This window comes from Mycoplasma pogonae (assembly GCF_054170725.1).
Window position 1 is genome coordinate 1 of sequence record NZ_JBSWZS010000010.1, and the last position, 24294, is coordinate 24294.

General features: G+C 24.6%; 24 protein-coding genes, 2 rRNA genes and 1 riboswitch. Of the genes, 13 read left to right on the forward strand and 13 right to left on the reverse strand.

The genetic code is table 4. The features are described 5' to 3' along the window. Positions 1 to 90: 90 nt before the first annotated feature. Both ACW95P_RS03565 and ACW95P_RS03570 read left to right on the forward strand, forming a co-directional pair. A complete protein-coding gene (locus ACW95P_RS03565; protein WP_457961864.1) occupies positions 91 to 2442 on the forward strand; it encodes a YobI family P-loop NTPase in 2352 nt (783 codons plus the stop codon). Between the two features lie 88 nt (positions 2443 to 2530). Continuing rightward, on the forward strand, positions 2531 to 2740 hold the full coding sequence (locus ACW95P_RS03570) for a topoisomerase DNA-binding C4 zinc finger domain-containing protein (protein WP_457961865.1): 210 nt from the start codon (positions 2531 to 2533) through the stop codon (positions 2738 to 2740). Between the two features lie 208 nt (positions 2741 to 2948). On the opposite strand, the gene ACW95P_RS03575 is transcribed toward ACW95P_RS03570, so the two are convergent. From ACW95P_RS03575 to ACW95P_RS03600, 6 genes are all read right to left on the reverse strand, one after another. Continuing rightward, positions 2949 to 3092: an IS3 family transposase gene (locus tag ACW95P_RS03575; protein WP_457961866.1), complete on the reverse strand. Its 144-nt coding sequence runs from the start codon at positions 3090 to 3092 to the stop codon at positions 2949 to 2951. After that, positions 3049 to 3549: an IS3 family transposase gene (locus ACW95P_RS03580; protein ID WP_457961910.1), complete on the reverse strand. Its 501-nt coding sequence runs from the start codon at positions 3547 to 3549 to the stop codon at positions 3049 to 3051. The genes ACW95P_RS03575 and ACW95P_RS03580 overlap by 44 nt, the downstream gene beginning before the upstream one ends. Further along, the gene (locus ACW95P_RS03585) at positions 3528 to 3917 is read right to left on the reverse strand and encodes an IS3 family transposase (RefSeq protein ID WP_457961911.1); all 390 of its coding nucleotides are present in this window, start codon (positions 3915 to 3917) and stop codon (positions 3528 to 3530) included. The genes ACW95P_RS03580 and ACW95P_RS03585 overlap by 22 nt, the downstream gene beginning before the upstream one ends. After that, on the reverse strand, positions 3833 to 4144 hold the full coding sequence (locus ACW95P_RS03590) for a helix-turn-helix domain-containing protein (RefSeq protein WP_457961867.1): 312 nt from the start codon (positions 4142 to 4144) through the stop codon (positions 3833 to 3835). The genes ACW95P_RS03585 and ACW95P_RS03590 overlap by 85 nt, the downstream gene beginning before the upstream one ends. Before the next feature lie 11 nt (positions 4145 to 4155). Next, the gene (locus ACW95P_RS03595; protein ID WP_457961868.1) at positions 4156 to 4353 is read right to left on the reverse strand and encodes a hypothetical protein; all 198 of its coding nucleotides are present in this window, start codon (positions 4351 to 4353) and stop codon (positions 4156 to 4158) included. Positions 4354 to 4434: 81 nt separating this feature from the next. Beyond that, positions 4435 to 5934 (reverse strand): NCS2 family permease, encoded by a 1500-nt coding sequence (locus ACW95P_RS03600; protein ID WP_457961869.1) that lies wholly within the window; start codon positions 5932 to 5934, stop codon positions 4435 to 4437. Positions 5935 to 6174: 240 nt separating this feature from the next. Here ACW95P_RS03600 and rrf (ACW95P_RS03605) point away from each other — a divergent pair. Continuing rightward, positions 6175 to 6280, forward strand: a 5S ribosomal RNA gene (gene rrf, locus ACW95P_RS03605). A gap of 45 nt (positions 6281 to 6325) precedes the next feature. After that, positions 6326 to 7375 (forward strand): signal recognition particle-docking protein FtsY, encoded by a 1050-nt coding sequence (gene ftsY, locus ACW95P_RS03610; protein ID WP_457961870.1) that lies wholly within the window; start codon positions 6326 to 6328, stop codon positions 7373 to 7375. Between the two features lie 34 nt (positions 7376 to 7409). Here ftsY and ACW95P_RS03615 read toward each other — a convergent pair whose 3' ends face one another. The 7 genes from ACW95P_RS03615 to cypl all read right to left on the reverse strand — a co-directional run bounded on the left by ACW95P_RS03615 (position 7410) and on the right by cypl (position 14732). Next, positions 7410 to 7955 carry a hypothetical protein gene (locus tag ACW95P_RS03615; RefSeq protein WP_457961871.1) on the reverse strand — a complete coding sequence of 182 codons (546 nt, stop codon included), beginning with the start codon at positions 7953 to 7955 and terminating at the stop codon, positions 7410 to 7412. 201 nt (positions 7956 to 8156) lie between these two features. Further along, positions 8157 to 8924 carry a hypothetical protein gene (locus ACW95P_RS03620; protein WP_457961872.1) on the reverse strand — a complete coding sequence of 256 codons (768 nt, stop codon included), beginning with the start codon at positions 8922 to 8924 and terminating at the stop codon, positions 8157 to 8159. Positions 8925 to 9067: 143 nt separating this feature from the next. Next, a complete protein-coding gene (locus tag ACW95P_RS03625; protein ID WP_457961873.1) occupies positions 9068 to 9790 on the reverse strand; it encodes a hypothetical protein in 723 nt (240 codons plus the stop codon). 642 nt (positions 9791 to 10432) lie between these two features. Next, complete coding sequence (locus ACW95P_RS03630) at positions 10433 to 10771, reverse strand: hypothetical protein (RefSeq protein WP_457961874.1); 339 nt, start codon at positions 10769 to 10771, stop codon at positions 10433 to 10435. A gap of 443 nt (positions 10772 to 11214) precedes the next feature. Continuing rightward, positions 11215 to 12882 (reverse strand): ABC transporter permease subunit, encoded by a 1668-nt coding sequence (locus tag ACW95P_RS03635; protein WP_457961875.1) that lies wholly within the window; start codon positions 12880 to 12882, stop codon positions 11215 to 11217. Then, positions 12872 to 13639 carry an ATP-binding cassette domain-containing protein gene (locus ACW95P_RS03640; RefSeq protein WP_457961876.1) on the reverse strand — a complete coding sequence of 256 codons (768 nt, stop codon included), beginning with the start codon at positions 13637 to 13639 and terminating at the stop codon, positions 12872 to 12874. The genes ACW95P_RS03635 and ACW95P_RS03640 overlap by 11 nt, the downstream gene beginning before the upstream one ends. After that, positions 13617 to 14732 carry an ABC transporter thiamine pyrophosphate-binding lipoprotein p37/Cypl gene (gene cypl, locus ACW95P_RS03645; protein WP_457961877.1) on the reverse strand — a complete coding sequence of 372 codons (1116 nt, stop codon included), beginning with the start codon at positions 14730 to 14732 and terminating at the stop codon, positions 13617 to 13619. Before cypl ends, ACW95P_RS03640 begins: the two co-directional genes overlap by 23 nt. Positions 14733 to 14777: 45 nt before the next feature. Then, positions 14778 to 14868, reverse strand: a riboswitch (TPP riboswitch). A gap of 152 nt (positions 14869 to 15020) precedes the next feature. Between cypl and rrf (ACW95P_RS03650) the strand changes: the two genes are divergently transcribed. The 9 genes from rrf (ACW95P_RS03650) to ACW95P_RS03690 all read left to right on the forward strand — a co-directional run bounded on the left by rrf (ACW95P_RS03650) (position 15021) and on the right by ACW95P_RS03690 (position 24259). Beyond that, positions 15021 to 15126, forward strand: a 5S ribosomal RNA gene (gene rrf / locus ACW95P_RS03650). Positions 15127 to 15360: 234 nt separating this feature from the next. After that, complete coding sequence (locus ACW95P_RS03655; protein WP_457961878.1) at positions 15361 to 15858, forward strand: hypothetical protein; 498 nt, start codon at positions 15361 to 15363, stop codon at positions 15856 to 15858. Between the two features lie 1038 nt (positions 15859 to 16896). Further along, positions 16897 to 18816, forward strand: a complete 1920-nt coding sequence (gyrB, locus tag ACW95P_RS03660; protein WP_457961879.1) for a DNA topoisomerase (ATP-hydrolyzing) subunit B — start codon at positions 16897 to 16899, stop codon at positions 18814 to 18816. 28 nt (positions 18817 to 18844) lie between these two features. After that, a complete protein-coding gene (gene pyrH, locus ACW95P_RS03665) occupies positions 18845 to 19567 on the forward strand; it encodes a UMP kinase (RefSeq protein WP_457961880.1) in 723 nt (240 codons plus the stop codon). 1 nt (position 19568) lies between these two features. Next, positions 19569 to 20120: a ribosome recycling factor gene (frr, locus tag ACW95P_RS03670; protein WP_457961881.1), complete on the forward strand. Its 552-nt coding sequence runs from the start codon at positions 19569 to 19571 to the stop codon at positions 20118 to 20120. A gap of 27 nt (positions 20121 to 20147) precedes the next feature. Then, on the forward strand, positions 20148 to 21101 hold the full coding sequence (locus ACW95P_RS03675) for a phosphatidate cytidylyltransferase (protein WP_457961882.1): 954 nt from the start codon (positions 20148 to 20150) through the stop codon (positions 21099 to 21101). Positions 21102 to 21313: 212 nt separating this feature from the next. After that, on the forward strand, positions 21314 to 22792 hold the full coding sequence (dnaA, locus tag ACW95P_RS03680) for a chromosomal replication initiator protein DnaA (RefSeq protein ID WP_457961883.1): 1479 nt from the start codon (positions 21314 to 21316) through the stop codon (positions 22790 to 22792). An 84-nt stretch (positions 22793 to 22876) separates the two neighbouring features. Then, complete coding sequence (gene dnaN / locus ACW95P_RS03685) at positions 22877 to 23995, forward strand: DNA polymerase III subunit beta (RefSeq protein ID WP_457961884.1); 1119 nt, start codon at positions 22877 to 22879, stop codon at positions 23993 to 23995. Between the two features lie 18 nt (positions 23996 to 24013). Continuing rightward, a complete protein-coding gene (locus tag ACW95P_RS03690) occupies positions 24014 to 24259 on the forward strand; it encodes an RNA-binding S4 domain-containing protein (protein ID WP_457961885.1) in 246 nt (81 codons plus the stop codon). Positions 24260 to 24294: the final 35 nt, after the last annotated feature.

A 24294-nucleotide genomic window follows, 5' to 3' on the forward strand; every position in this document is an offset into this window, starting at 1 on the left:
TTTTAAAAAATATTTAAATAATTTTTGATATCTAATAAAATTTAATATGAATTTTTAAATATTTAATTAAATAAAAAAGGAGTTACTTAGATGTGTAGTCATCAAGATAATTTTTATTCATTAACCCCTACAAAAATTGAAAATTGAAATAATATAACTAAAAACAAAAATAAAAAAAATAATTGTAAATGTATTAAAAAGCCTAAAGGTATGATAATTTATAAGGAAGCATTAGATTTTGTATTTAATAAAAAAAATAATGATATATTAAACATAGCAATAACAGGCATATATGGTTCTGGGAAAAGTTCTATATGAAAAACATATTTGGAAGAAAAGCGAAATGAAAAATATTTTTTAAGAAATAAAAATAAAAATTTTAAAAATGTGATTACTATTTCAATTGGGAAGTATGATATCGATTCAAATGGTAAAAATGACCATAATACTCAACAAAAAAATAGAGTTGAAAGGCAAATAATTAACCAAATTGCAGCTCAAATAAATCCAAAAAAAATTCCGTTAGGTAAGTATAAATTTAAAAAAAATAAAAATTTTTTTAGAGTTATACTTAATACATTGTTTTCTTTTTTATTAATATTTTCAGTAATTACTTGGTTTACAAAAGACTTTTGAATTGAAAATATTGATGAAAATGCTAAAAAATATTTGTTTTTGTTGTATATTTTGTTTTTTGTTCCTATTATTTATTTTTTATACACGTTTTTTGTTAATAATAAAATTCAAATTTCAAAAATAAATTTAAAGGCAGGTGAAGCTGAAATACAAAATAAAGAGGCTAGCGATGAAACAATTTTCGATAGAGAAATAAAAGAAATAGTATATTTATTGTATAGTTCAAAAACAAATGTTCTTGTAATAGAGGATTTAGACAGAAATGATGACCCTTTAATTTTTACAAAACTTAGGGAGTTGAATTTTTTGATTAATAAATATTATTATCAAAATAGCAAATTTAAAAAAGTTAAATTTATTTATATGATTAGAGATGAAATATTTCATAAATTTAATGATAGAACTAAATTTTTTGAATTCATAATACCTGTAGTACCTATAAAAAATGCTAAAAATTCCAAAAATTTACTTTATGATTTTTTTAAAAATAACTTAGAAAATGAAAACATAAATATGGAGGGGAAAATACCATCTATAGATGAGGAGTTTTTATTAAAGATTTCTTCATTTGTGAAAGATATTCGTTTGTTAAAAAATATTTATAATGAATATAATGTTTACAAAAATATTATTTTTTATAATAATTTAAATCTTGATGCTAATAAATTATTTTCATTGGTAACATTAAAAAATGTTTTTCCTAATGAATTTGATAATTTACAAGAGGATGAAGGTTATATTCACGATATGATTAATAAAATAAATTTTTATGAGTATGATGATGAAAAAAAAGTTTGAAATAAAAAAAACGCAGAAAATAAGACAAATGCTATACAAGATCAAAAAACCAAATCTATAAATTCAGAAAATGATATTAATGCTCCACAAAACAAAGAAATCAAAACTAATGATGTAAAAAAAACTAGAAATAGTACAGAATTTAGTTTAATAAAAGAATATTTAGAAAAAGGGAGATATTCAGAAATTGAAGAAATTTTTAACAATAAAGAAAATGCACTATTTGGTGATCCCGATTTTGCTTTAATAAAATTTTTGATTATCAATAATTGAATTGATGAAACATATCCTTATTACAAAAGCTACTTTGGTAAAGATGAATTAAGTTCAGATGATGAAATTTATATTGAAAATTTAATTTTTAAGAATGATAATTCTAATTTTAATAAAAATATTCAAAACCCAAAATTGGTCCTTGAGAAAATAAAAGAAAATGATTTAAATAAAACTAATTTATTAAATAAAGATTTATTAAAATATTCTTTGAATAATTTTGAAATTACAGATAGTAAATTAAAAAATAAAATAAAATTATTTATATCAAAAAATAAAGAAATTATTGAAAAAAATGACCTATTTTATGAGCTTGCATTTATGCTAAATTTATTAGAAGTATGAAATATTGAAACATTTATTCTTAATTTTAAAAATGATATGAATTTCTTAAATAAAATTTTAATGGCTTCAAGGTATAATGGGGAATTTCATAGAGCATACACCAATATAATAGTTATTATGCTTGTTAAAAATATTTTAAATGAATCTAATTTAAAAAAATATAAGTCTTACATCGAAGAAAGCTCAAACATTCTAAAATTTATAGATATAAGTGATTACAATGGTTATTCAAGTTCTTTTTTTGAAATTTTACACAAAAATGAAATAAAATTTCAAGACCTAAGTTGAGCTAAAAAAGCTCCGAAAAAAAATTTGTGTTATATAAAAGAAAAAGATTTATACTATAAAAATAAAGAAAATGAAAGTATATTAAAAGAAAATAAATGTTAATTTTAATTTTTTTAAAAAACACATAAGTAAAAAAATGAAAAAATATGCTAGAAAATTTTTAAATTTTTTAGATTAAATATTAAATTACATGGAAGCTAACCAGCTCACATTTATTACAACTGATGATCCTGAAGAAATGGATTTAAGTTGTATTCAAAACATAGAAGAAGATATGAAAGTTTCTTGTATATCATGTTTAAAAGGGAAGTTGAAAATAAAAGAAGGCAAATATGGGAAATTTTTTGGATGTTCTAATTATCCTGCATGTAAATATACAAAAAAAATGACAAATAAATAATACATACTTATACAAATGATTTTAAAAATTATGTAAAAAACGTGGCATATTAAACATTTTAAAATTATATAGAATGTCAAAAATATGTATCTTATATTTTAAAAATATTTATTAAAATAAATCTTTAAAATAAAAAAATGTTTATAAAAAAATCTAATGCTTTTGATTTTATTAGTGCTATGCACCTCAAAAGTTGGACTTATAAATTTTAAGTATTTGAATGATCCCTGAATTCTGCAGGGGTCATTTTATTTAATCTAATTGATATCCTTTGGTTATTATAATATTCAATGTAGTTTTCTATTGCTTTAATTAAAATCTTCAATATCCTCAAATTCATGTTCATGTCCATAAAACATTTCTCTTTTTAGGATTCCAAAAAAGTTTTCCATAATTGAATTATCTAAACAATTTCCTTTTCTTGACATTGATTGAATGATGCCTTTTTCTTCTAAAGCATTTTGATATTTTTTCATTTGATATTGTCAGCCTTGACCTGAATGAAAAATTAATCCTTTTAAATTATTAAATTTATTAAAAGCTTGTTGTAGCATTTTTTTAATTTGCTTAAAGTCTGGAGATTTAGAAATATCATAAGCAATAATTTCACGAGTATGTAAATCCATAATTGGAGAAAGAAATATCTTTTGTTCCTTAAATGAAAATTGTGTTACATCAGTCACCCATTTTTGGTTGGTTTTTGTAGTTGAAAAGACTCTCGTTTTTTGGTTTTTATTTTTATCATCATTTGCTTGAGCAACAGGTAAATGATTCGAAGAGATTTTGCTTATTTGCCCATGATAGGTAATAAGTTTTCTTTTGGTTTTTTAACTATAATCAAACCCATTCTTTTCATTAATCTTCGTACTTTTTTAGTATTTATAACCATTTTTCTTCTTAATTCTGCATGAATTCTGCGATATCCATATCTTTCGAAATGTTTTGTGAAAATTATAAGGATTTCTTCTTTAACCTCATTATCCTTATCATAACTAAGTTTGGAAGCTCAATAGTAATAAACTGATTTAGAAATTTTAGCAGCCTTTAATAAATTTTTTAACTTATATTTCTTATATAGTTGAATGATAATGTTTACTTTTTGTTTTGCTTTGATTCTTCTTTCTTCTTCATCAGTTCACGGAACTTTTTTAAATAAGCAATTTCAGCTTGTAAATATTCAATCTTCTCCTCTTGTTGTTTTTCTTTGGTTGTTTTATTATTTTGGTTTTTGTCTTTGTTTTTTAATAAAAAATCTTCGTGGTTTGTCATTCTTTGCCTACCTCTTTTTTTAATTATTAAATTATAACCATTTTCAAGATAAGATCTAACTCAATTTGAAATCATAGCAGGAGAATTAATATCATATTCTGAAGCAAGATCACTAATATTTTCATGTTGAAGCAAAACTTTATTAATTACTCTAATTTGATTTCATTAGAATATTTTTTATTTTTTATTTTTTCAAAAGCTTTTAAACCGTTTTTATTTCCAAGTCTTATTAAGTTATAAATAACCTGTCTATCAACATTGTATTTTTTAGACAAATTTAATACTGATTGGTTTTTAGATTCATTATAAATTTTAATTTTTTGTTCTTTTGTTAGTTTTGACATAAAAAATGCGCTCCTTAGTTGTTTTGTCCAACTTTTAGGGCGCACTGCATAGCATTAGATTTTTTTATATTTATTTTTAATTTAGAAAGCCCCTTTAGCTATTGCCGTATCTAAACCTAAGTAAACAATACTTAAGATACATATAATAAGCATCATGACACTTAAGTTTTCTTTTCAACTGGATAATATAATTGCACGATCTTTTTCTTTTTTAACTAAGATTTGATATAGCGGACTTATCACACCATAAACAAATAAATGTGTTAATGCAGCAAAAGCAAAACCAATTGAAATTGAGAATCCTAATGTTCCTAAGAAAATCCCTATTAGTAATACTGGTAAATCAAATTTCTTAGAAAAATCAAATACTTTTAATTCTTGAAGTATTAACATCGATACCATTATTAAGACTGGACCAGTAATTGGTTGTAAACTTCTGCCACCTTCCATACCAATTGGTAAAAATGGTTTTAAAATTGGTCATAATCCAATTGATAAAACAAATAATAATGAAGATGTTACTGAAGCTAAACCGGTTCTTGCTCCAACTTTGTACCCCATTGATGATTCTACATAAGTTGTAACTGAAGAATTTAATAATAAAGAACCAGCAATTGTTGATATCCCATCAACGATATTAGCTTTATTGATTCATCCGCTATTTTGCTTTTTACCACTTTCAACTTTTACACCATCTTTATTAAACATATTTTCAAAAATCAATAGTGTTCCTGTTGTGTCAAAAAAGTCAACAAATAAAAATGTAAAAATAGCAATGTAAAATAAAGGATTTTTAAATACATCCCCAAAGCCAGATCACATTTCCTTCATCGCTTTTCCGGTTGCGTCAAAGTCATTGTAACTATTTAAGCTAAATGCTTCTTTAAGTCCTTTAGCTCAAGCTTCTTGACTATTTACAGAAGCTCCTAGTGCAATCGCTAGTAATACAACACCAACTAACATCCCGATAATTACTGATAAATTAATTTTTAGTAAATGCAATCCTAAAATTACTAGAAAAGTAATAATTCCAATAATTACTAATGGATTAGATAAATCCCCAACTTTTGTTAATGTTTCTGGGCTCCCAGTAATAATTCCTGTATTTTGTAATCCAATAAAACCAATAAAAAAACCAATTAGAATTGCAATTGTTACTTTAAAGTTTTTTGGTAACAAATCAATTAAATATTTTCTTAAATTAGTAATTGCAATAATAAAATATAAAATTCCTGAAAAGAATACAGCAACTAATGATCCGCTATATCCTAAATGGAATGTTCCTGCTACTGTAAAAGTAAAAAATGCATTTAGCCCCATACCAGGAGCTAATGCAAGCGGAACTTTAGCAAACATCCCCATTAAAAAAGTCCCGATAAAAGATGACAAGGCAGTTCCTAAAAAAATTGCTCCTTGATAATCTCCAGCTCCGGGACTTAGTGATAGCATACCTGGGTTTACAGATAAAATGTATAACATTGCTAAAAAAGTTGTTATACCACCAATAATTTCTTTTTTAATTGTTGATTTCCTATTAGAAATCTCAAAAAATTTATCTAATTTTAATGAAAGTGATTTCAAAAAAATTTCCCTCCTCTTGTTTTTTAAAAAAATATATTTTAAAGAATTTTTATTTTTTTTCAATAGCAGAAAATAAAAAATTTAATTAAAAACATTTTTTAAAGCTTTTTTAAAGTGAATTAACATTTTTTTTTTTTTTTAAAAAAAAAAAAAAAATTAATTAAAAATAAAAAAATATTTAACTCAAAAATAGAATTAAAAAATATTTGGAAATTTTTAAAAATAGTATAAAATAAGTTTTAGACTGACCATAGCAAGAGGGATCACCTGATACCATTCCGAACTCAGTAGTTAAGCCTCTTCACGCCGACGATACCAGAAATGGGAAAATAGGGAGTTGGTCTTTTTTTATTTTCTTTTTTACTAAAAATGTATTGCTATAATTATAATTATGAGTTTTTTCAAGAAGATTAAAGAGCGTATTTTTAGTAAAAAAATAACTACTGAAGAAGAATTAAAAAAACAGTCAGAAAAGGAGCTGCAAAAAAAATTAGAAAAAGAAGGCAAGGTTAATAGCTATGTTGCCGGAATGAAAAAAAGTAGTTCTTTTTTTACCCAAAAAATTATTGAATTACAAAATAGTCATAATGAAATTGATGAAGAGTTTTTTGAAGAATTAGAAGAAATTTTAATTATGGCAGATATTTCAGTTGAACTTGTTGATATTATTTTAGATCAAGTTAAAAAAGAAGTTAAAATCGAAAATATTTCTGATCCTAAATTAATTGGTGAAATTTTAACTGACAAAATCTTTGTTATTTATGCTAATAATGATGTAATCGATACTCGTTTAAATATTCAAGATGGGCGTTTGAACGTTATGACAATGATTGGGGTTAATGGCTCAGGAAAAACTACTTCAATTGCTAAAATCGCTTATAAATTAAAACAAGAAAATAAAAAAGTCTTAATTGCAGCAGCTGATACTTTTAGAGCTGCAGCAGCTGAGCAATTAGAGGTTTGAGCTAATAAAATTGGAGTTGACATAGTTTTACCTAATCAAAATGAAACAGATCCTTCTTCTGTTGTCTACCGCTCTTTAGAACGTGCTTTAGACAACAATTATGATGTTTTAATTATTGATACAGCTGGAAGACTACAAAATAAAGTAAACTTAATGAATGAATTAAAAAAAATGCATAGCATTATTGAAAAAAAAGTTCCTGGAGCACCACATGAAGTTTTGCTAACTATTGATGCTACAACAGGCCAAAATGCCGTAAGTCAAGCTCAACATTTTAAAGATGTTACTAATTTAACAGGAATTATCTTAACTAAAATGGATGGAACCTCTAAAGGTGGTATTGTTTTAACAATCAAAAACAAAATTGATGTTAATGTTAAATTAATTGGTTTAGGTGAAAAGCTAGAAGATTTACATGAGTTTGATTTAGACATGTTTATTTATGGGCTTGCAAAAGAATTAATAGAACAAAAATAAAAATTTAAAAGTTCCTGTAATTAGGAACTTTTGTTTATCCAATTCTATATTTATCAGTTAGTTCTAAAAAATTTTGTTCTATTTCTATTGGAGATAATATTCCTTGTTTAACACATTCGTTAAACAAGGCATTGTAAAGCCAGCATGCTCTATCCTTATCATTTTCAAATTCAAAGTTTATTTTTGAGGTCATAATCTTTACAAGTGAAAACGCAATTTTTTTAGTTCGTTTTTGTTTTGGAGTTCATGCTACTGTTTTAATAAAAAGCAAAAAACTTTTTTTAGCATTTTTATAATTTCTAAAAATTGTTAAATATTCTAATTGATTAATATCATAATTATATTTAGCTAAATCAAAATTTGTAAAATCTTGATATGTGATATGAATAATTTTATTTTGATTTTTTTCAAACTTTTTCTTGCTAATAAACAAAACAAAAATAAAAATAATGCTTTCTAATACCATGCAAGAAATAAGCGCAAGTAAAAAATACATAAGTTCTACATTAATTTCAATATTAGAATATAGTTGTTTAACATTTACTTCTAGATAATAAATTGATATTAATAGTATAAACATTATAAAACTAAGCAAAAAGTGTAATACAAAGTGTTTTAAATATTCTCTAATTGTAAAATAAGTTGTATTTAAATAAATCTTTTTTCGAATTTGTTTTTGAATAAAATATGATCAATAAAAGTATATAAAGCTAGCGCTCAACGCTCAAAGTATTTGAAAAATAGCAATAAATATTAATAATGTCTTCATCTTAAAAAAGCCTTAATTAATTTCACTGTATTTTGTTTTCGCTTTTTCAAAAGCACTTTGAATATCTTCTTCTTTAAAAGTGTTTTTTTCTGTAAGCTTAGTTAAAATATTTTTATATAATCATAATACTTTGTCACGTTCATTTGAAAAACGAAAGTTTATTTCTAAGTTAGGAATTTTGCAAAGATCTAAAAAAACTGCAAAATTACGATTGCTAAATGATCTGAAAAAATCAATTATTTTAAAGAAATTAATAACTTTGCTAAGTTTTTTTTCTTTATTAAAAATAGTTTTATAAGTCACTTCATTAAAATCATAACTATAATTTGAAAGATCAAATTCCATAATATTTTCATATGATAAATGGAAAATTTTATTTTTGTTTTGTTTAAAATCTTTTTTAAGTGATAAAAATTGGAAAAATTGAAAAACATAAATTAATGTACTTAAAGTACTTAAAGTTATAATTGAATAAAGGAAAAAGTTTTTTAATTCATGATTTACTTCATATTCAGAATTTTCTATCTTTTTAATGCCGGAACCATCAATTAAAAAGTAAAGAAGTATTCCTATTCCTACCGGCCCTATTGCATAAGCAATGAAAATAAAAAACTTTTTCACATAATCAGAAATAACATAATAACTTGTATTTAAATAAATGTTTTGCTTTGTTTGCTTTTTAAATATATACAAAGCATTAAAAATAAATAATGTAAAAATAAAAATTAGGCCACTATTTATTAATAAAAATAAATTTAGAACTAATCCTCAAGTGCTCATAAACCACCACCTTTTCTATTTATTAAATTTATAGCTAAATTTTACATGTTTTTTATTAAGAAATTAAAATTAATTTTCCTCAATTTTAAAACTGCATTAAAAAATTCTAATAATAAAAATTAGAATTTTTAAAAATGTGATTTTTAGTTAATGTCTGCTTTATATTTTTCTGATAATCGAGTAAAACGTTTTTGTTCTTGATCTTTATTTAAAACATTTTTGGTGAATAATTCATTTAAGGTTTTATTAAAAATTCAGCAAATTTTATCTTTATCATTAGCAAAATGAAAATTAGTTTTCATGATTGGTATATTAGCCAAAATTCAAAACACTCTTCATTTATACATATTATTACCTGACATTTTTGATGCATTTTCTAATGAAGTTATTAATTTTGAAAATTTTCTTTCTTTATTTTGTGCTGTAGTATAAGTTAAATCTTTAAAATTATAATTGTATTTTGAAGTATCGAAATCTAATACTTCTTCTATGCTTAAATTAATCACATAATTTTTGTTTTTAGCAAATTTTTGTTTGAAAACTTTTACAACAAAGTTTAAAATCAAAAACGTAATTAACATTAAAATTAAAATAATTAAATTAACATAAAAAATAATATCTCCAGCCGGTTTTTTTGTAACATCAATTGTTTTGATTAAAAAATAATTAATCAGTAAAAAAACCAAAATTAAAGCATTAACTCCTAAAAGGAAAACTAACATTTTAAAAAATTCTGCTGCTGTGTAATATGTTGTATTTAAATAAATATTTTTCTTAATTTGTTTTTTTAATACCAAAATAGGATTAATAAAAACAAGAATCATTAAAAATAAACCTAAAGAAAACCCTAGTAAAGCTATTTCCATAAATACTCCTTTTAAAATTTTTTTATTTATATTTTAAATTTTAGTAGTATTTTATTTGTTTAAATGCAAAATATTATTGATTAAAACAAATAAAAAATTTGTTAATTATTGCTATTATATTTATTTCAGTACTTTTGTAAGAGCTTAATAATTCAATGAAATTATTATAAAAATTTTGAAAAATTAAGATATTCCTATCGAAAAACTAATTTAAAAATTTTGTTGTACACTCGATAATCTTTATTATTAGTAAAATTAAAGTTAATTTTTAAGTTAAGCATGTTTATAAATAATTAAAATAAAAATTTTCTTCTAATTTTTGCAAAATTTTTATAAGTGGAATCTTTAAATTCATAATTGGATTTTTTGATATAAAATTACATAACATTTACATGATTTAAATAAAGTATTTTTTCAGTTATTTTGAATAAATTTTTGTTTTAAAACTTTTAATGTAGAAATATAAAAAATAATTCTAAGTTAAATAAAAAATGTAATTAGTTAATTCAAGGAAAAAAAACTTTTACAACCACAAAATAATATTAATTAAATTAAATAAAATGACTTTCCACCAAATTTAGAAATCATCTGTGTGTTTAAAAATGCAGAGTTCAGCTTTTAGAAAAAATTATATTTTCAGAATTAATCAATTTTATATTTGTGAGAAAGTTTTATTAAATTATCTAAAAAATTTTTTTCTTCTAAAACATTTTTATCAAAAAGTTGATTCAAAGTATTTTTATATATTCAACTTCATTGGTCTGTATCTTTTGAAAAATGAAAGTTAATTTTTAAATTAGGCACATTTGCAAGCACTCAGTAAACTTTTCATTTATAACTAGATCTTCTTGCTAAATTAAATTTTGTTCGATCAAAATAAAAAGCTAATGATTTAATAACCTTGCTAAATTTTCTTTCTTTTTTCATGAATGTTATATATGTTAAATCATTAAAATCATACTTAAATTTATTCTTATCCATTTGCATTATGTTTTCGTAATTAAAATAAAAAATTTTATATTTATTATTATGGAATTTTTGTTTAAAAAAATGTAATTTATAAAGCAAAAATGTTGTTAAAACATTCACAAAAAGCATTGTTGTTAGTGAGGCGTAGAAAATACTTGATTTAATTTTTATTCCCAGGCTTTTTTCAAGATCTGAAAAACCAAAAAAACTTATTAAACTTGAAATCAAAACAAGATTAACTATAACAAAAAAAAGTATTGTTTTAATAAAGTGATCACGCATAAAATAATAAGTAGTATTTAAATAAATATTTCTCTCTACTTGTCTTTTTACTATAAAAACAGGATACATAATTAATGGTAAAAAAAATAAAAAAAGAGCCGCAAATGCAAGTCATGCTATAACCATTAAAACCTCACGATATAATTTTTTTTAATTAAATTTTAACAATTTTTTTAATTAATTTGTTTTATTTTACTAGTTATTGTTTTTCTAAAAATATAAACCCAAGCTTCTTTTCAAGAAATAATCTCAATTACAAATAAAAAAGTCCACAATACCCAAACATAAGCGAAGAAATTATTTAAATTACGCATTGGGCCTAATTCAATATAACTATACATTTTTTCACCATATAAGGAAACACCAAAAAAACCCAAAAACACTAGTGATCTCAAAATATTTTCTAATTCAAAAAATAACAAGCTATAAAAATCTTTTTTGATTGAAGGTCAAATAAAAAACAATAAAATTTTAATATTACTTCACTTTTTTAATTTTAAATTTTTATATGTTCTGAAATTAATTTCATCAATAATATTGCTAGTTTTACGGCCAATATAAAATGACGTATTTAAAGCGATGATTAAAGAAGTAATAAAATAACTTGGATAACTAAATAGTGGAGAGAGTAAAAAAATTCAAAAAATAACAGGAATGACTCTTCAAAAAGCATTTAAAACTTTAAAAAATAAATAAACATAAAATTTTTGAAGTTTTTGATTTAAAAAATAACCAATAATAATGCTTGCAAAAAAAGTTATATAGACGATTACATATGTTTGCTTTATTAATAAAAAGAAAATTAAAAACGGGTTATTATCTCAATCTCAATTGGAAAATAGTTGCAAATTGGGTGCAAAAATATTTTTAAAATAACTTCAAGTATTTTGATCAAAATAAGTTTTATACTCAATCATTGTTGCTAAGCTAATGAATAAAATCAGAATTATAATTAACAGCACAATTTTAGTCATTTTTTTATATGGTAATATTGCAATTTTTAAATTATGCCGTGTTTTCACCTTTAAAACAAAACGATTTAAAAGCAAAATAATTATTTCAAAAAAAATGATCGTAAAAATTAAACTAAAAAGAGGTATGCCTAAAGCTTCGAAACCAACATTGGGTTCTTGATAAGTTTGACTAATTAAATTACCAATTCCAGTTAATCCAACACCAGATAAAATTGTTGTTCAAAGTAAATTTGCTTCAATTGAATAAAAGAAAAGTGCTATTAAACGATTTAAAACTCTAGGAAAAATTTCTTTATAAAAAGCAAGTAATTTACTGTTGGTTTTATAGTATAAAAATCAATAATTTTTTGTTACTATATTTTCATAAATATTAATAATGTATTTATGTAATCACAACCAACTAAATCAAAATAAAATAAATACTGCAGCTAAATCTTTGCTAAACATCATTTGAAAAGCCATTAAAAAAACTAAAGCAGGAAAAGCTCTTAATGCCAAAATTATGATTTTAATCAAATATTTTCATTTTGTTTTTCAGAAATTTCGGGCAGCCAAAAAGGCTGTAAATACAGCAAGCACAAATCCGCTAGTTGTTCCCAAAAAAACATATTGTAATGTTTTTAAAATCATTTGTAGTGATAAAGATCACAAGTTATAACTTGGATACAATACATTATTTTCAAAACTAAAAAGCTTTGTTAAATTTTCTTGAAATAACTCAACACCTAAATAATTAATGCTACTAAAAATACTGTAAATTGCTCAAATAAATAAAATAAACAATACTAAAAATCAAATTTTTTTTACTCAAATTTTTCAGTATAAAAAACTAAATTTTTTTTCTGTAATTCAAAAATTATTTTTCATAATAAATCGCTTTAATTTCTGCTGCTGTTAATTTACTGGTTGGCTGTAAAATTAATTGCTTGTTTTTTATTACTAGAAAATTTTTAAAATGTTTTTTGACAATATTTAGATCATGTAATGAAACAATTAAAATTGCATTATTTTGTTGTGCTAGTTTAAAAATTTCTAAAATAATTAATTCAGAATTGAAAGGATCTAATGAGGTAGTAGGTTCATCAGCTAAAATAATTTGCGGTTTTTCTAGCATTAATTTAGCAATTTCGACTCGTTGGGCTTCACCACCAGAAAGTTCCGATATCAATGTTTGAGCTTTATTCAAAAGTCCAAACTGTTGTAAGGTTTCCAAAATTAAATTATGTTGTGATTTGGTAATGATATTAAATAACTTATATAAAAAATTTTTATAAGTTGTAATTGATCTACGAACATTATTATAAACATTATCATCAGCTAATAAATTGTTACGTTGATTTAAAAAAGCAATTTTTCTAAAAAAAACTTTTTGCACTTTTTTATTTTTATTTTCATTAATTTTGACATTATTAAAAATTAAATCACCTTTTTTAATTTGTGATAAATTTAACAATGATTCTAATAATGTGGATTTACCTGAACCAGAAGGACCAATTAAAGCAATAGGGGAATTTGAATTTAATTTTAAGTTAATGTCTTGAATTAAATAATTATAATCATCACTATTAAAAGAAATAGCAACACCTTGCATTTTTAAAAAATTAGTTTGCTTTGTATTTTTCATAACCATTATAGCCAATTTTTGGTCCAAAAATATCTTTGCCTTGTTTTGCTAAATGCTCCATAGTTTTTAAAATTAATTCCGCTTGTTGTTTGTTAAAAGTTTTAGCAAAAACTCCAACATCATATTTAAAAATTGGAGACACTGTTAAAAATTCTAATTTTTCACCACTTGGTGCTTGAAATTTAATAGTAGTATCACTTGGTTTAATATTGGTGTTTTTGGTCCAAGCAAAAGAGGCTTCATCGTCTAATGAAATTCGGAATTCAGGATCTTGACCAACTTTAAAATATTCTAAATTAGAATATTTATTAGGATGCTGTAATTGATCTTCTTCTAAAGTAGTAAAAGTATTGTTTGGTAAATTAAAATGATTTTTAAAATAAGCTTGAAATAATTTAAATTTTTTAATTCCTTGAATTCCGAAATTTCGAAAAGTATTTCAGTCTCGATTATTTCATGCGGTCTTAATTGAATTTCTGGTGGTTTCATCTCCAGAAATTACAACCATACCTCGATAAAAATTTACCAATTTATTTGTTGAATATAAAAAATTTCAGCGTGAACCATTCCATTGTTCTCCTGTTTGAGTTCACTCCATAAAAGGTTTTTTATCAAATGCAGCTTGCATTTTAGTAGCAACCGCAACCTGATTTGCCTTCTCATCTTCATCAAAATGAAAAGCTTCAGTTAAAGTTTGCACCATCGGATAGTATCTTAATTTGTTCAAATCATTATTTTCAACAAACTTAGCACTAACAAAAGCAAAATCATAATTAGAACTAATGACATTATTTAAGCTTAAATTATCATCAGCTACAGCTGCAACAATTGAAAAATTTGCATCAGCAAAATTTTTTAATTCTGGGTCAGCATTTTTAAAATCATTAAAAGTTTGACTAAATAAGCGTTCATATGCCGTTAACTCTTCGCGATTACCACCTTTATCTTGATATCAACTTTGTTCAAAAGCAAAACTTACATTTGTTTTTCATGCTGCATTTTCCGATTGCTTCACAGTAACTACGGAACAACTAATGACAGCTAGAGGTAATGCTGTTAGTCCCCCTAAGGCAATTTTTTTAAGAATTTGCAAAATAAAACCTCCTGGATGAACAGAGGTTTGTATTTATCTTATTATTAGTAGTTAATATAAACTTGTTACGCTAGCATTACCTAGATCAACTAATAAGAGTATTTCTCAGCCTTCGCAGGCACCTCTGTTATATTTTAATATAATTAATATTATAAAACTTTATTGCAAAAATTAGAAGAATTTTGGCAATAAAGTAGTTTTTTTAAGCTTTTTTACTGAGATTTTTTTTATGAAAAAAAATAATAAAAAAATGCTTGGAGTTTTTAAGAAATAGTGTAGAATTAATTACAGACTGACCATAGCAAGAGGGATCACCTGATACCATTCCGAACTCAGTAGTTAAGCCTCTTCACGCCGACGATACCAGAGATGGAAAAATAGGGAGTTGGTCTTTTTTTTATTTTCTTTTTTTGAAAATAAAAAATTAAATTTAATATAAAACTGATTTTAAAATTACAAAAATAAGCTCTAAAAGTAAGTTTGGGGCTTATTTTTATGTAAAAACACTTTTGAAAAAAATTATTTTACAAAATTAATAATTTTTAGCTATATATAAATGGAGGAAAAAATATGTCACTATTATTTTTCATATTATTTCAACAATCAATTTATAATTTAGGAGGTTTCTATGTCTAAAAATAACAAAGTTAATGACTTAGAAAAACTTTCTAAGGTTCAAGCCAAAAAATATATTAATCATTCTGAAACTATTAAATTTACAGATTTTCAAAAAGAAATTGTTGCTGGCAAAGAAAATGGTAGATTTTGCACAGAATATAAAGGATATACCAATATGAAAACACCAACACCACCAATTGATAACGATCAAATTTCAAAAATTTTTGAAATGCTTTATGAATTAAAATCTCAAAATGAAATTCGCAATCAAAAAGATTCCGAAAGGGATAAGCGTGATGATGAACGTGATAAAAAAATTGAGCAAATTTTGCGTGATCAACAAAAAATTAAGGCAGATCAACAGCACATCAAAGAAAATCAAAAAGAAATCAAAACTATTTTAAAAGATCATGGGCAACGCATCAGTGCTTTAGAAGAAAATGTTAGCCAAATTAATAAAAGAATTGGTGTTTTAGAATCTTATCATCAAAATCCACAAGATAAATAAATATATTTTTGAAAAGCAATAGAAATTATTGATTGTTAAAATATCGTAATTAATAAAATTTATGTTGATAGCTATAGCTTAACTTTTGAAATAAAAAGTTAATTAGTATTTTATTTTTCTAAATTTTTTTCTGGATTTTTGAAATCTGTATATTTTTTATCTACATTTTTTTTTTTTTTTTTAAAAAAAAAAAAAAAATGCTTTAGTGTTCAATATATCTTATCTCCATTAGATTTAAATTCAAAAGTGCTATTAAGGCAAGCAAATTTGCGCTAATCTAAAAATAAATTTTTTAGCAAAATACTTTTTCAAGCAAAACTTAAATGAGTTTTTAACTGATGAGTTATAAAAATCTAAAAACTTATTTTCTAATTTTTACTTTATATTCATAAAATTTTCAATGTTGTAATCATATTTTGAAATATCAAAATCAATAATTTTCTTAAACTTTACTTCTAAAAATGAATTTTTATTATGCATCATTTTTTATAAGCAAAAAAGTTTAATAAAATACTCAAAATAAGTCATCATAATCATCCTATTACAAAACCTTTAAAAAAATATTAACTCAAAAACTTCAGAAAATACCACTCACTTATGGGAATAATGCCTAAATAAAGCAAAATACATATAAGCAAAAGTAAAAGTGGCAATATTGTGTTTATTCAAATGACTTTAAAGTTAAAAAATATTTTTTTTAATAAAATGTCTAAATAAATATTGTTTTTCATAGATTTTTGTATAAATAAGACAGAATTAATTGCGAATAAAGCAAGTATTAATCCAAAAATAAAAAAATATCCAAAAAAACTTAATGCAGAGACATCACACATATTTTTTATTTGTATTTTTAATAATGGTTAAATTTCGAAAGAAAAATTAAAATTTAAAAATTGAATTTTTGGGGTTAAAAATTTCTCTGTAAAAGCAACCGTTGTTTAACCTTCAAAAAAGCTGCTTTATGATATAATTTTTAAATATATTTAAATTTTATTTAAATTACCATAAACAAGCTAAAAAGCGCTAGGATGGTACTAAATGTCAAAAGATTATAACGCAAGTAATATTCAGGTTTTAAAAGGGTTAGAACCCGTTAGAAAAAGACCCGGAATGTATATTGGTTCTACCGGAAAAAAAGGTTTGCACCATTTAGTTTGAGAAATTGTTGATAACTCTATCGATGAGGCCATGGCCGGTTTTGCTGATACAGTAGAAATTACTATTACTAAAGACGGCTATGTCACTGTTTCAGATAATGGACGAGGAATTCCGACTGATCCACATCCACAAACTGGTTTATCAACCGTAGAAACAGTTTTAACCGTTTTACATGCTGGTGGGAAATTTGATGGTGAAACATATAAAGTTTCTGGAGGATTACACGGAGTGGGAGCTTCGGTAGTTAATGCTCTTTCGGAAAATTTAAAAGTGTGAGTTAAAAGAAATGGTAAATTACATTTCCAAGAATTCGAAAATGGCGGACATCCAAAAAGTAGATTAGAAATTATTGGTGAAGTTGATATTAACGACACTGGAACAACAATTACTTTTAAACCTGATTTCACCATTATGGATCCTAATGATTTTGAATTTAACGTAATTGTTGACCGCTCAAAGCAAACCGCTTACTTGAATAAAGGCATCAAAATTATTATTAATGATGAGCGAATTGGCGAAACAAGAGAATTCCACTTTGAAGGTGGAATCGTTGAATACATTAAAGAATTAGCTCATGGCAAAGAATTAATTAATAGTGAAGTAATTTATGCCGAAGGTTCCCCACAAGGTGAACAAGGCGAAATTAGAGTCGAAGTTGCTTTACAATACACCAACAATTACACTTCTAACGTTGTGTCTTATGCTAATAACATCGCCACAATCGAGGGCGGAACTCATGAACAAGGTTTTTTAGATTCAATTTACAGAATTTTAAATAATTATGCTGAAACTAATAAATTATTTAAAAATGAAACTGAAAAACTTTCTAAGGATGATGTTAAAGAAGGGTTAATTGCTATTATTTCAGTTAAGCATACTGATCCTATTTTTGAAGGGCAAACTAAAGGCAAACTAGCAAACAAGGATGCTCGTCCTGCAACTAATAAAGTTTTATCAGAATCTTTTGAAAGATATTTAGCAGAAAATCCCCAAGAAGCTAAGAAAATTTTTGAACGTGCTATGTTAGCTCAAAAAGCTCGTTTTGCTGCCGCGAGTGCTCGAGAAGCAGTTAGACGTAAAACTGTATTTGATGTTGGGTCATTACCAGGTAAATTAGCAGATTGTTCTTCAAAAAATGCAGAAATTTCTGAATTATTTATCGTTGAGGGTAATTCTGCTGGCGGATCCGCTAAAATGGGGCGTGATCGTGAATTTCAAGCAATTTTACCACTTAAAGGTAAAGTAATTAATGCAGAAAAATCACGTGCTGATAGAGTATTTCAAAATGATGAAATTGGATCTTTGATTACCGCTTTAGGAACTGGAGTTGGGGAAGACTTCAATATTAATAAATTAAGATATCATAAAGTTATTATTATGACCGATGCTGACGTTGATGGAGCGCACATTAGAACACTATTATTAACTTTCTTTTATAGATACTTTCGAAAACTGATTGAATATGGTTGTGTTTATATTGCTCAATCACCACTTTACAAAATTTCTTATGGAAAGAAATTTGTTTACACTTACAATGACTTTCAAAAAGATCAAGTCTTATTAGAGTTGGGGAATGAACACAAAATTTCTGTTCAAAGATATAAAGGATTAGGAGAAATGGATCCTGATCAATTATGAGAAACAACAATGAATCCTGAAAAAAGAAAAATGCTACAGGTACAAATCGAAGATGCCGCAGCTGCTGACTTAGTTTTTTCAACATTGATGGGTGAAGATGTTGTTCCTAGAAAAGAATTTATCGAACAAAATGCTAAATATGCAAAAGATATTGATTTTTAATTATTAAGTTGAAGGAATGAATTAATATATGTCTACAAAATATAAACGAATTTTATTGAAATTATCTGGAGAAGGTTTAGCTAACAAACATGAATCATTAGCGATTGATTTTAATTTAGTAAAAAAAATTGCTAAGCAATTAAAAACTCTTTCTGATGAAGGTGTAGAAATCGCTATTGTTGTTGGGGGCGGAAACTTTTGAAGAGGTGTTAGTGCTGAAAAAAATGGTATTCCACGTAACCGAGCTGATTACATCGGGATGCTTGCCACTTTGATGAATGGTTTGGCTTTACAATCAGGTTTTGAAGCAGAAGGATTAAAAGCGAGAGTGCTTTCTTCTGTTAATACTGATAAAAGAATTGCAGAATATTACATTAAAGAAAAAGCTCAAAAATATTTAAAAGATAAAAAAGTTACTATTTTTGTTGGCGGAACAGGAAGACCTTATTTTACTACTGATACCGCTTCGGCATTATTCGCCTCAGAAATAGGTGCTGAAGTAATTTTGGTTGGCAAAAATAATGTAGACGGTGTTTATGATTCAGATCCAAAAACTAATCCAAATGCTCGGCGTTTTGATGAAATTAGTTTTTCAGACGTATTAAAAAAAGATTTAAAAGTGATGGATGCAACGGCATTTTCATTAGCACGCGATAATAATATTGAGTTATTGGTTTTTGATATCAATGAACCAGATTCAATTGTAAAGGTTATGAAAGATCAAATTAAATTCACGAAGGTGCATCAATAATATGGAATTTGAAATTTATAAAGAAATGTTTGACGATGAAATGAAGCGAGCTTTTGATCATTTCGAAAAAGAATTAAATAAAATTGCCACCGGCAGAGTTAATCCACAATTAGTTTCTTACATTAAAGTTGAATATTATGGTGAATTAACACCAATTGAGCAAATTGCAAATATCGTTGTAGCTCAAGCTCAACAATTGCTAATTAAACCTTTTGATATCACTTCAGTAAAAACAATTGTTTCAGTTTTGAATGATCATAAATTAGATGTTCAAATTTCTAATGAAGGAAATCAAATTAGATTAATTTTTCCCCAAATGACAACCGAAAGAAGAAGGGATCTTGTTAAAAAAGTTGGTAAAATCGCCGAAGAAGCTAAGGTGCAAGTACGTTTAACTAGACAAAATATTTTAAAACAAATAAAAAATGATGAAGAAATTACTGAAGATTTAGAAAAAAAATACAGTGATGATGTCCAAAAAATTACAGACAAATACATTCAAAAAATTAATGATATGATAAATGAAAAAGAAAAAGATTTAATGACTATTTAGTCTTTTTCTTTTTTTATTTTATGAAATATGCAGAGGTCAAAATTGGTAAAAAATAATTTAATTGCAAAGTTTAAAAAAAATAACATTTTAAAAAGAATTTTTACAGTTATTTTAATTATGTTAGTTTTGATTCCATCCATTATTGTAGGTTCATTTACGGGAATGGGCGGCAGAATTTATACTTTTATTTTTTTCTTTTTAATTGGTGCAGTAGCTAAATATGAGGTTATCAATAATTTAAATATCAATTGGTATTTTAAAATTTATTATTTTTTTTTAGCTGCTGTATTTTATTTTTTGCCAATACATAGCGTATTTTTAACAGTAATTTTAAATGAAGCAGATTGATACGTCTTGGTAACGCAAGTTTCTTATTGACCTATTTATTTGATTTTTATAGTTTTAGCTCCAATCCCCTTTTTTATAGAGTATAAAAAAAATAAAAACAATAAGGTGTTTTTTATTTTTTTAATAATTTTAAGTTGTTTTTTAATTCCTTTTTTCGTTAAAAGCTTGTGACTTTTTAATTCACTACATTGATATGGTTTTATTATAGTGCTTATTTTAGGATTTGTAGCAGCCTTTTCGGATACTTTTGGGTTGTTTGCTGGACTTTTAATTGGCGGTAAATTTATTAAGGTAAAACTGGCGCCAAAACTATCCCCAAAAAAAAGTTGGGAGGGTGCAATTGCAGGATATTTATTTTCTGCTTTATTCACATTTTTAATAACATATTTCTTTTTAGCTCAACAAATAACACCAAATTATTTTAATCAAATCACTTTTATAACTTTATCCACAATATTTTTACCGTTAGCTGCTATTTTAGGGGATTTGTTATTTTCTAAAATTAAAAGAAATATAGGGATAAAAGACTTTTCTCAATTAATACCAGGACATGGCGGAGTAATGGATCGATTTGATTCAGTATTTTTAACTACAATAATTTTCAATATAATTTTAATTTCTTTAGTAGCTTAACTTTTCCACATTGAGTAAATTTATTTTATGTTGAAAAGTTGTTTTTTATTAAAATTATTTAAGTTATAAGTTATTTAAAAGAATTTTTTTAATGGTATTTTAATTTAAATTAAATTATTTATTGTGTATAAAAATGTGTATAAAGTATTTTTGCAATGAATAAAAATAGTGGTTTTTTTATATATAAAAAAAATAAGATATTATTTAAAGATATGGAAATTAAAAGATTAAATGAAAAAATGCAAGAATTAACAAATGTGTTTTTACAGGAAATAAAAGTTTATCTAAATGACGAGCTTCTTTTTAAAACTGTTGTGGATAACCAAATTCAAATAGAAAAAATTGAAAATGAGATAGTGTATTTTCGAGTTCCAAACAGAGATATTAAGGAATGGATGGAGATTGCCTTATTAGATAAAATAAAAGAATTTGTTCATTCAAAATGACCTGAATATGGGATAAAGATAGTTGATTCTGATTTATTAGAAAAATTAAATTCAACTTCTAAAAAAAGTTTAAAAAAAATAAGTTCCGACTTAGAAAATGATGAAATTTCTTTAGATAATTTTTCGAATCAAAAAGAAATGAAGTCTTATAATCAAAAAGAAAAACAACAAGAATTATTAGATATAAAAAAAAACGATAAAAACTTAACAAATTTAATGGATTATTTTACTTTTGAAAAATTAGCAAAAGTAAATTACAACAAAAACGTTTTGTCTGCTGTAAAAGAAATTATCGAAAGCAAAGAAGTTATATATTCCCCACTTTTTATTTTTTCGGCTTCAGGATTAGGGAAAACTCACATTTTAAATGCTACAGGCTTAGAACTTTTAAAAAAGAATAAAAAAGTGCGTTATGTTGATGCTAATACTTTCACAACAAAAATTGCTTTTGACTTACAAAATAAAAATTCTTCTGCCATTAATGATTTAGTTGAAGAACTAAGCGATATTGATGTTTTAATTTTTGATGACGTGCAAAATTACGCAAACAAACATGCTACACTGAATGTACTTTTCAACATAATAAACAATCATATTTTAAGAAAAAAGCAAATTATATTGGCTGCTGATAGAACTGTTGATCAACTTGGTGGTTTTGAAGAGAGATTTATTACTCGTTTTTCTGCTGGATTAACGTTAGAATTACCGAAACCAAACGACGAAGATTTAATTAAAGTTTGGAAATTTAAATTAAACCAAGAGGGTTTAAAGACTTCAAATTGAGATAAGGATTCATATAAATTTATCGCTAGAAATTATCATGGTTCAATTAGGTTTCTAGAGGGCGCAATGAATACAATAAAATTTTACTCAAAAAGAAACCCTGATATTAAATACACATACAGCGTTATTCAAAGTATTTTCGGAACTTCAAAGCAAACAAATGAGAATCTAACTCCAGAAAAAATTATTAAGACTGTTGCTGATTATTATAAATTGAAAATTAGTGATATCTTAAGTAATTCTAGAAAAAAAGAAATCTGAATAGCACGATCCGTAGCAATATATATAATTAGAAAACAATTAGGGATGAAATATAAACAAATCGGAGCTAATTTCGGAAATAAAGACCACACTACAATCATGAATTCAATCAACAAGATCGAAACTATGCAAAAAGATGGTGATCATCAGATTAAAAATGCTATTATAAAAATTGAAGAAAATATGAAAAAATTAAGTTAAAAGAAGTTATACACTTAATTAAACACTATCCACAGACATTATTATTGTTTTTAAATAAAAAATAAGTAAATATAAATTTAAATAATGAAAGAAAGAAAAAATATGAAATTCCAAATAAATAAAAATATTTTTGATAAAGCTTTAGATTTTGTTTCTTTTGCTATAGATAGCAATAATTTTGATATCTTATTAAGAGGTGTTTTAATTGAAGTTTCAGACTCCAAAATAACTCTTACTGGTTCGGATGGTGAGATGGTAATAAAAAAAGATATAAATAGTGATGGAGATAAAGTTATAATTAAAAGCCCTGGATCTTTCTTAATAACTGCCACCTTACTAAAAAATATTATTAAAAAATCTAGTGGTTTAATTGATTTTGAATTAAAAAATAATATTTTAGAAATAAAAAACAAATTAGATCAATATAATTTAAATACATTAGAAAAAGAGGATTTAATTCAAAATGACTTTAATTTATATGGAGATTCATTTACTCTCAATTTTAGTGATCTAAAAAATGCAATTAGAAATACAATTTTTGCAGCTTCCACATCAGAAAATGCAGCCAAAGTTTTACACTATACAAATTTTAAGGCTAACGAAAAAGTTTTAAGACTTACAGCAACCGACTCTTTTAGATTGGCGACCGAAGTCTTGGAAATTAATTCTGAAAAAGATTTTGATATATGCTTACCAATTAAGAGTTTAAAGAAAATTTTGCAAATGGATTTAAATAAAGATATTAAATTTTATAATGACAATCGCAAGTTAAATATAGTTGATGGAGACTCATTAATTCAAATCAGATTATTTGATGGTATTTACAAAGATATTTCAAACATCTTCCCAAAAGAGTACCCTTATGCATTGATCATTGACAAAAATGAATTATCAGAAATTCTTGTAAAAGCGGCTTTTTCAACATCGGATAAATATAATCGTGTAAGATTGAATTTAAGTAAAAATGAATTTTTTGTAAGTTCAGTTTTTGAAGAAATAGGTTCTTCAAAAATATATGCGAATAATTATGAGTGGAAAGGCGAGGATTTAACAATAACATTAAATTACAAATTTTTAAAAGAAGCTGTAAGTGTTTTTGAAGATAAAATTACAATTTTTTTCAATCAATCTGCTGATAGAATTGTTGTTTTATCCAAAAGCAACCCTAATAATCGCCAACTAGTCACACCGCATCGTGGTTAAAAATTAAAAGGAGATAAAATGGAAATATTAATTATCGGAGAGTTTATTAAGCTTTCGCAGCTACTTAAAAAAATGCGCATCATTGATACAGGTGGACAAGCTAAAGAATTTATTGAAAAAAATGATATCAAAGTAAATTCAGAAATCCCTACAGGTAAGGGATATAAAATTTATTCGGGTTCAACAGTGTGGATTAATGATGATGTTTTTTATATTAAAACAGATCCAAATTCAATTAATCAAGAAATAGAAAAAAAAGTATAAAAAAATTTATCTCCGGATAAATTTATTTAATATTT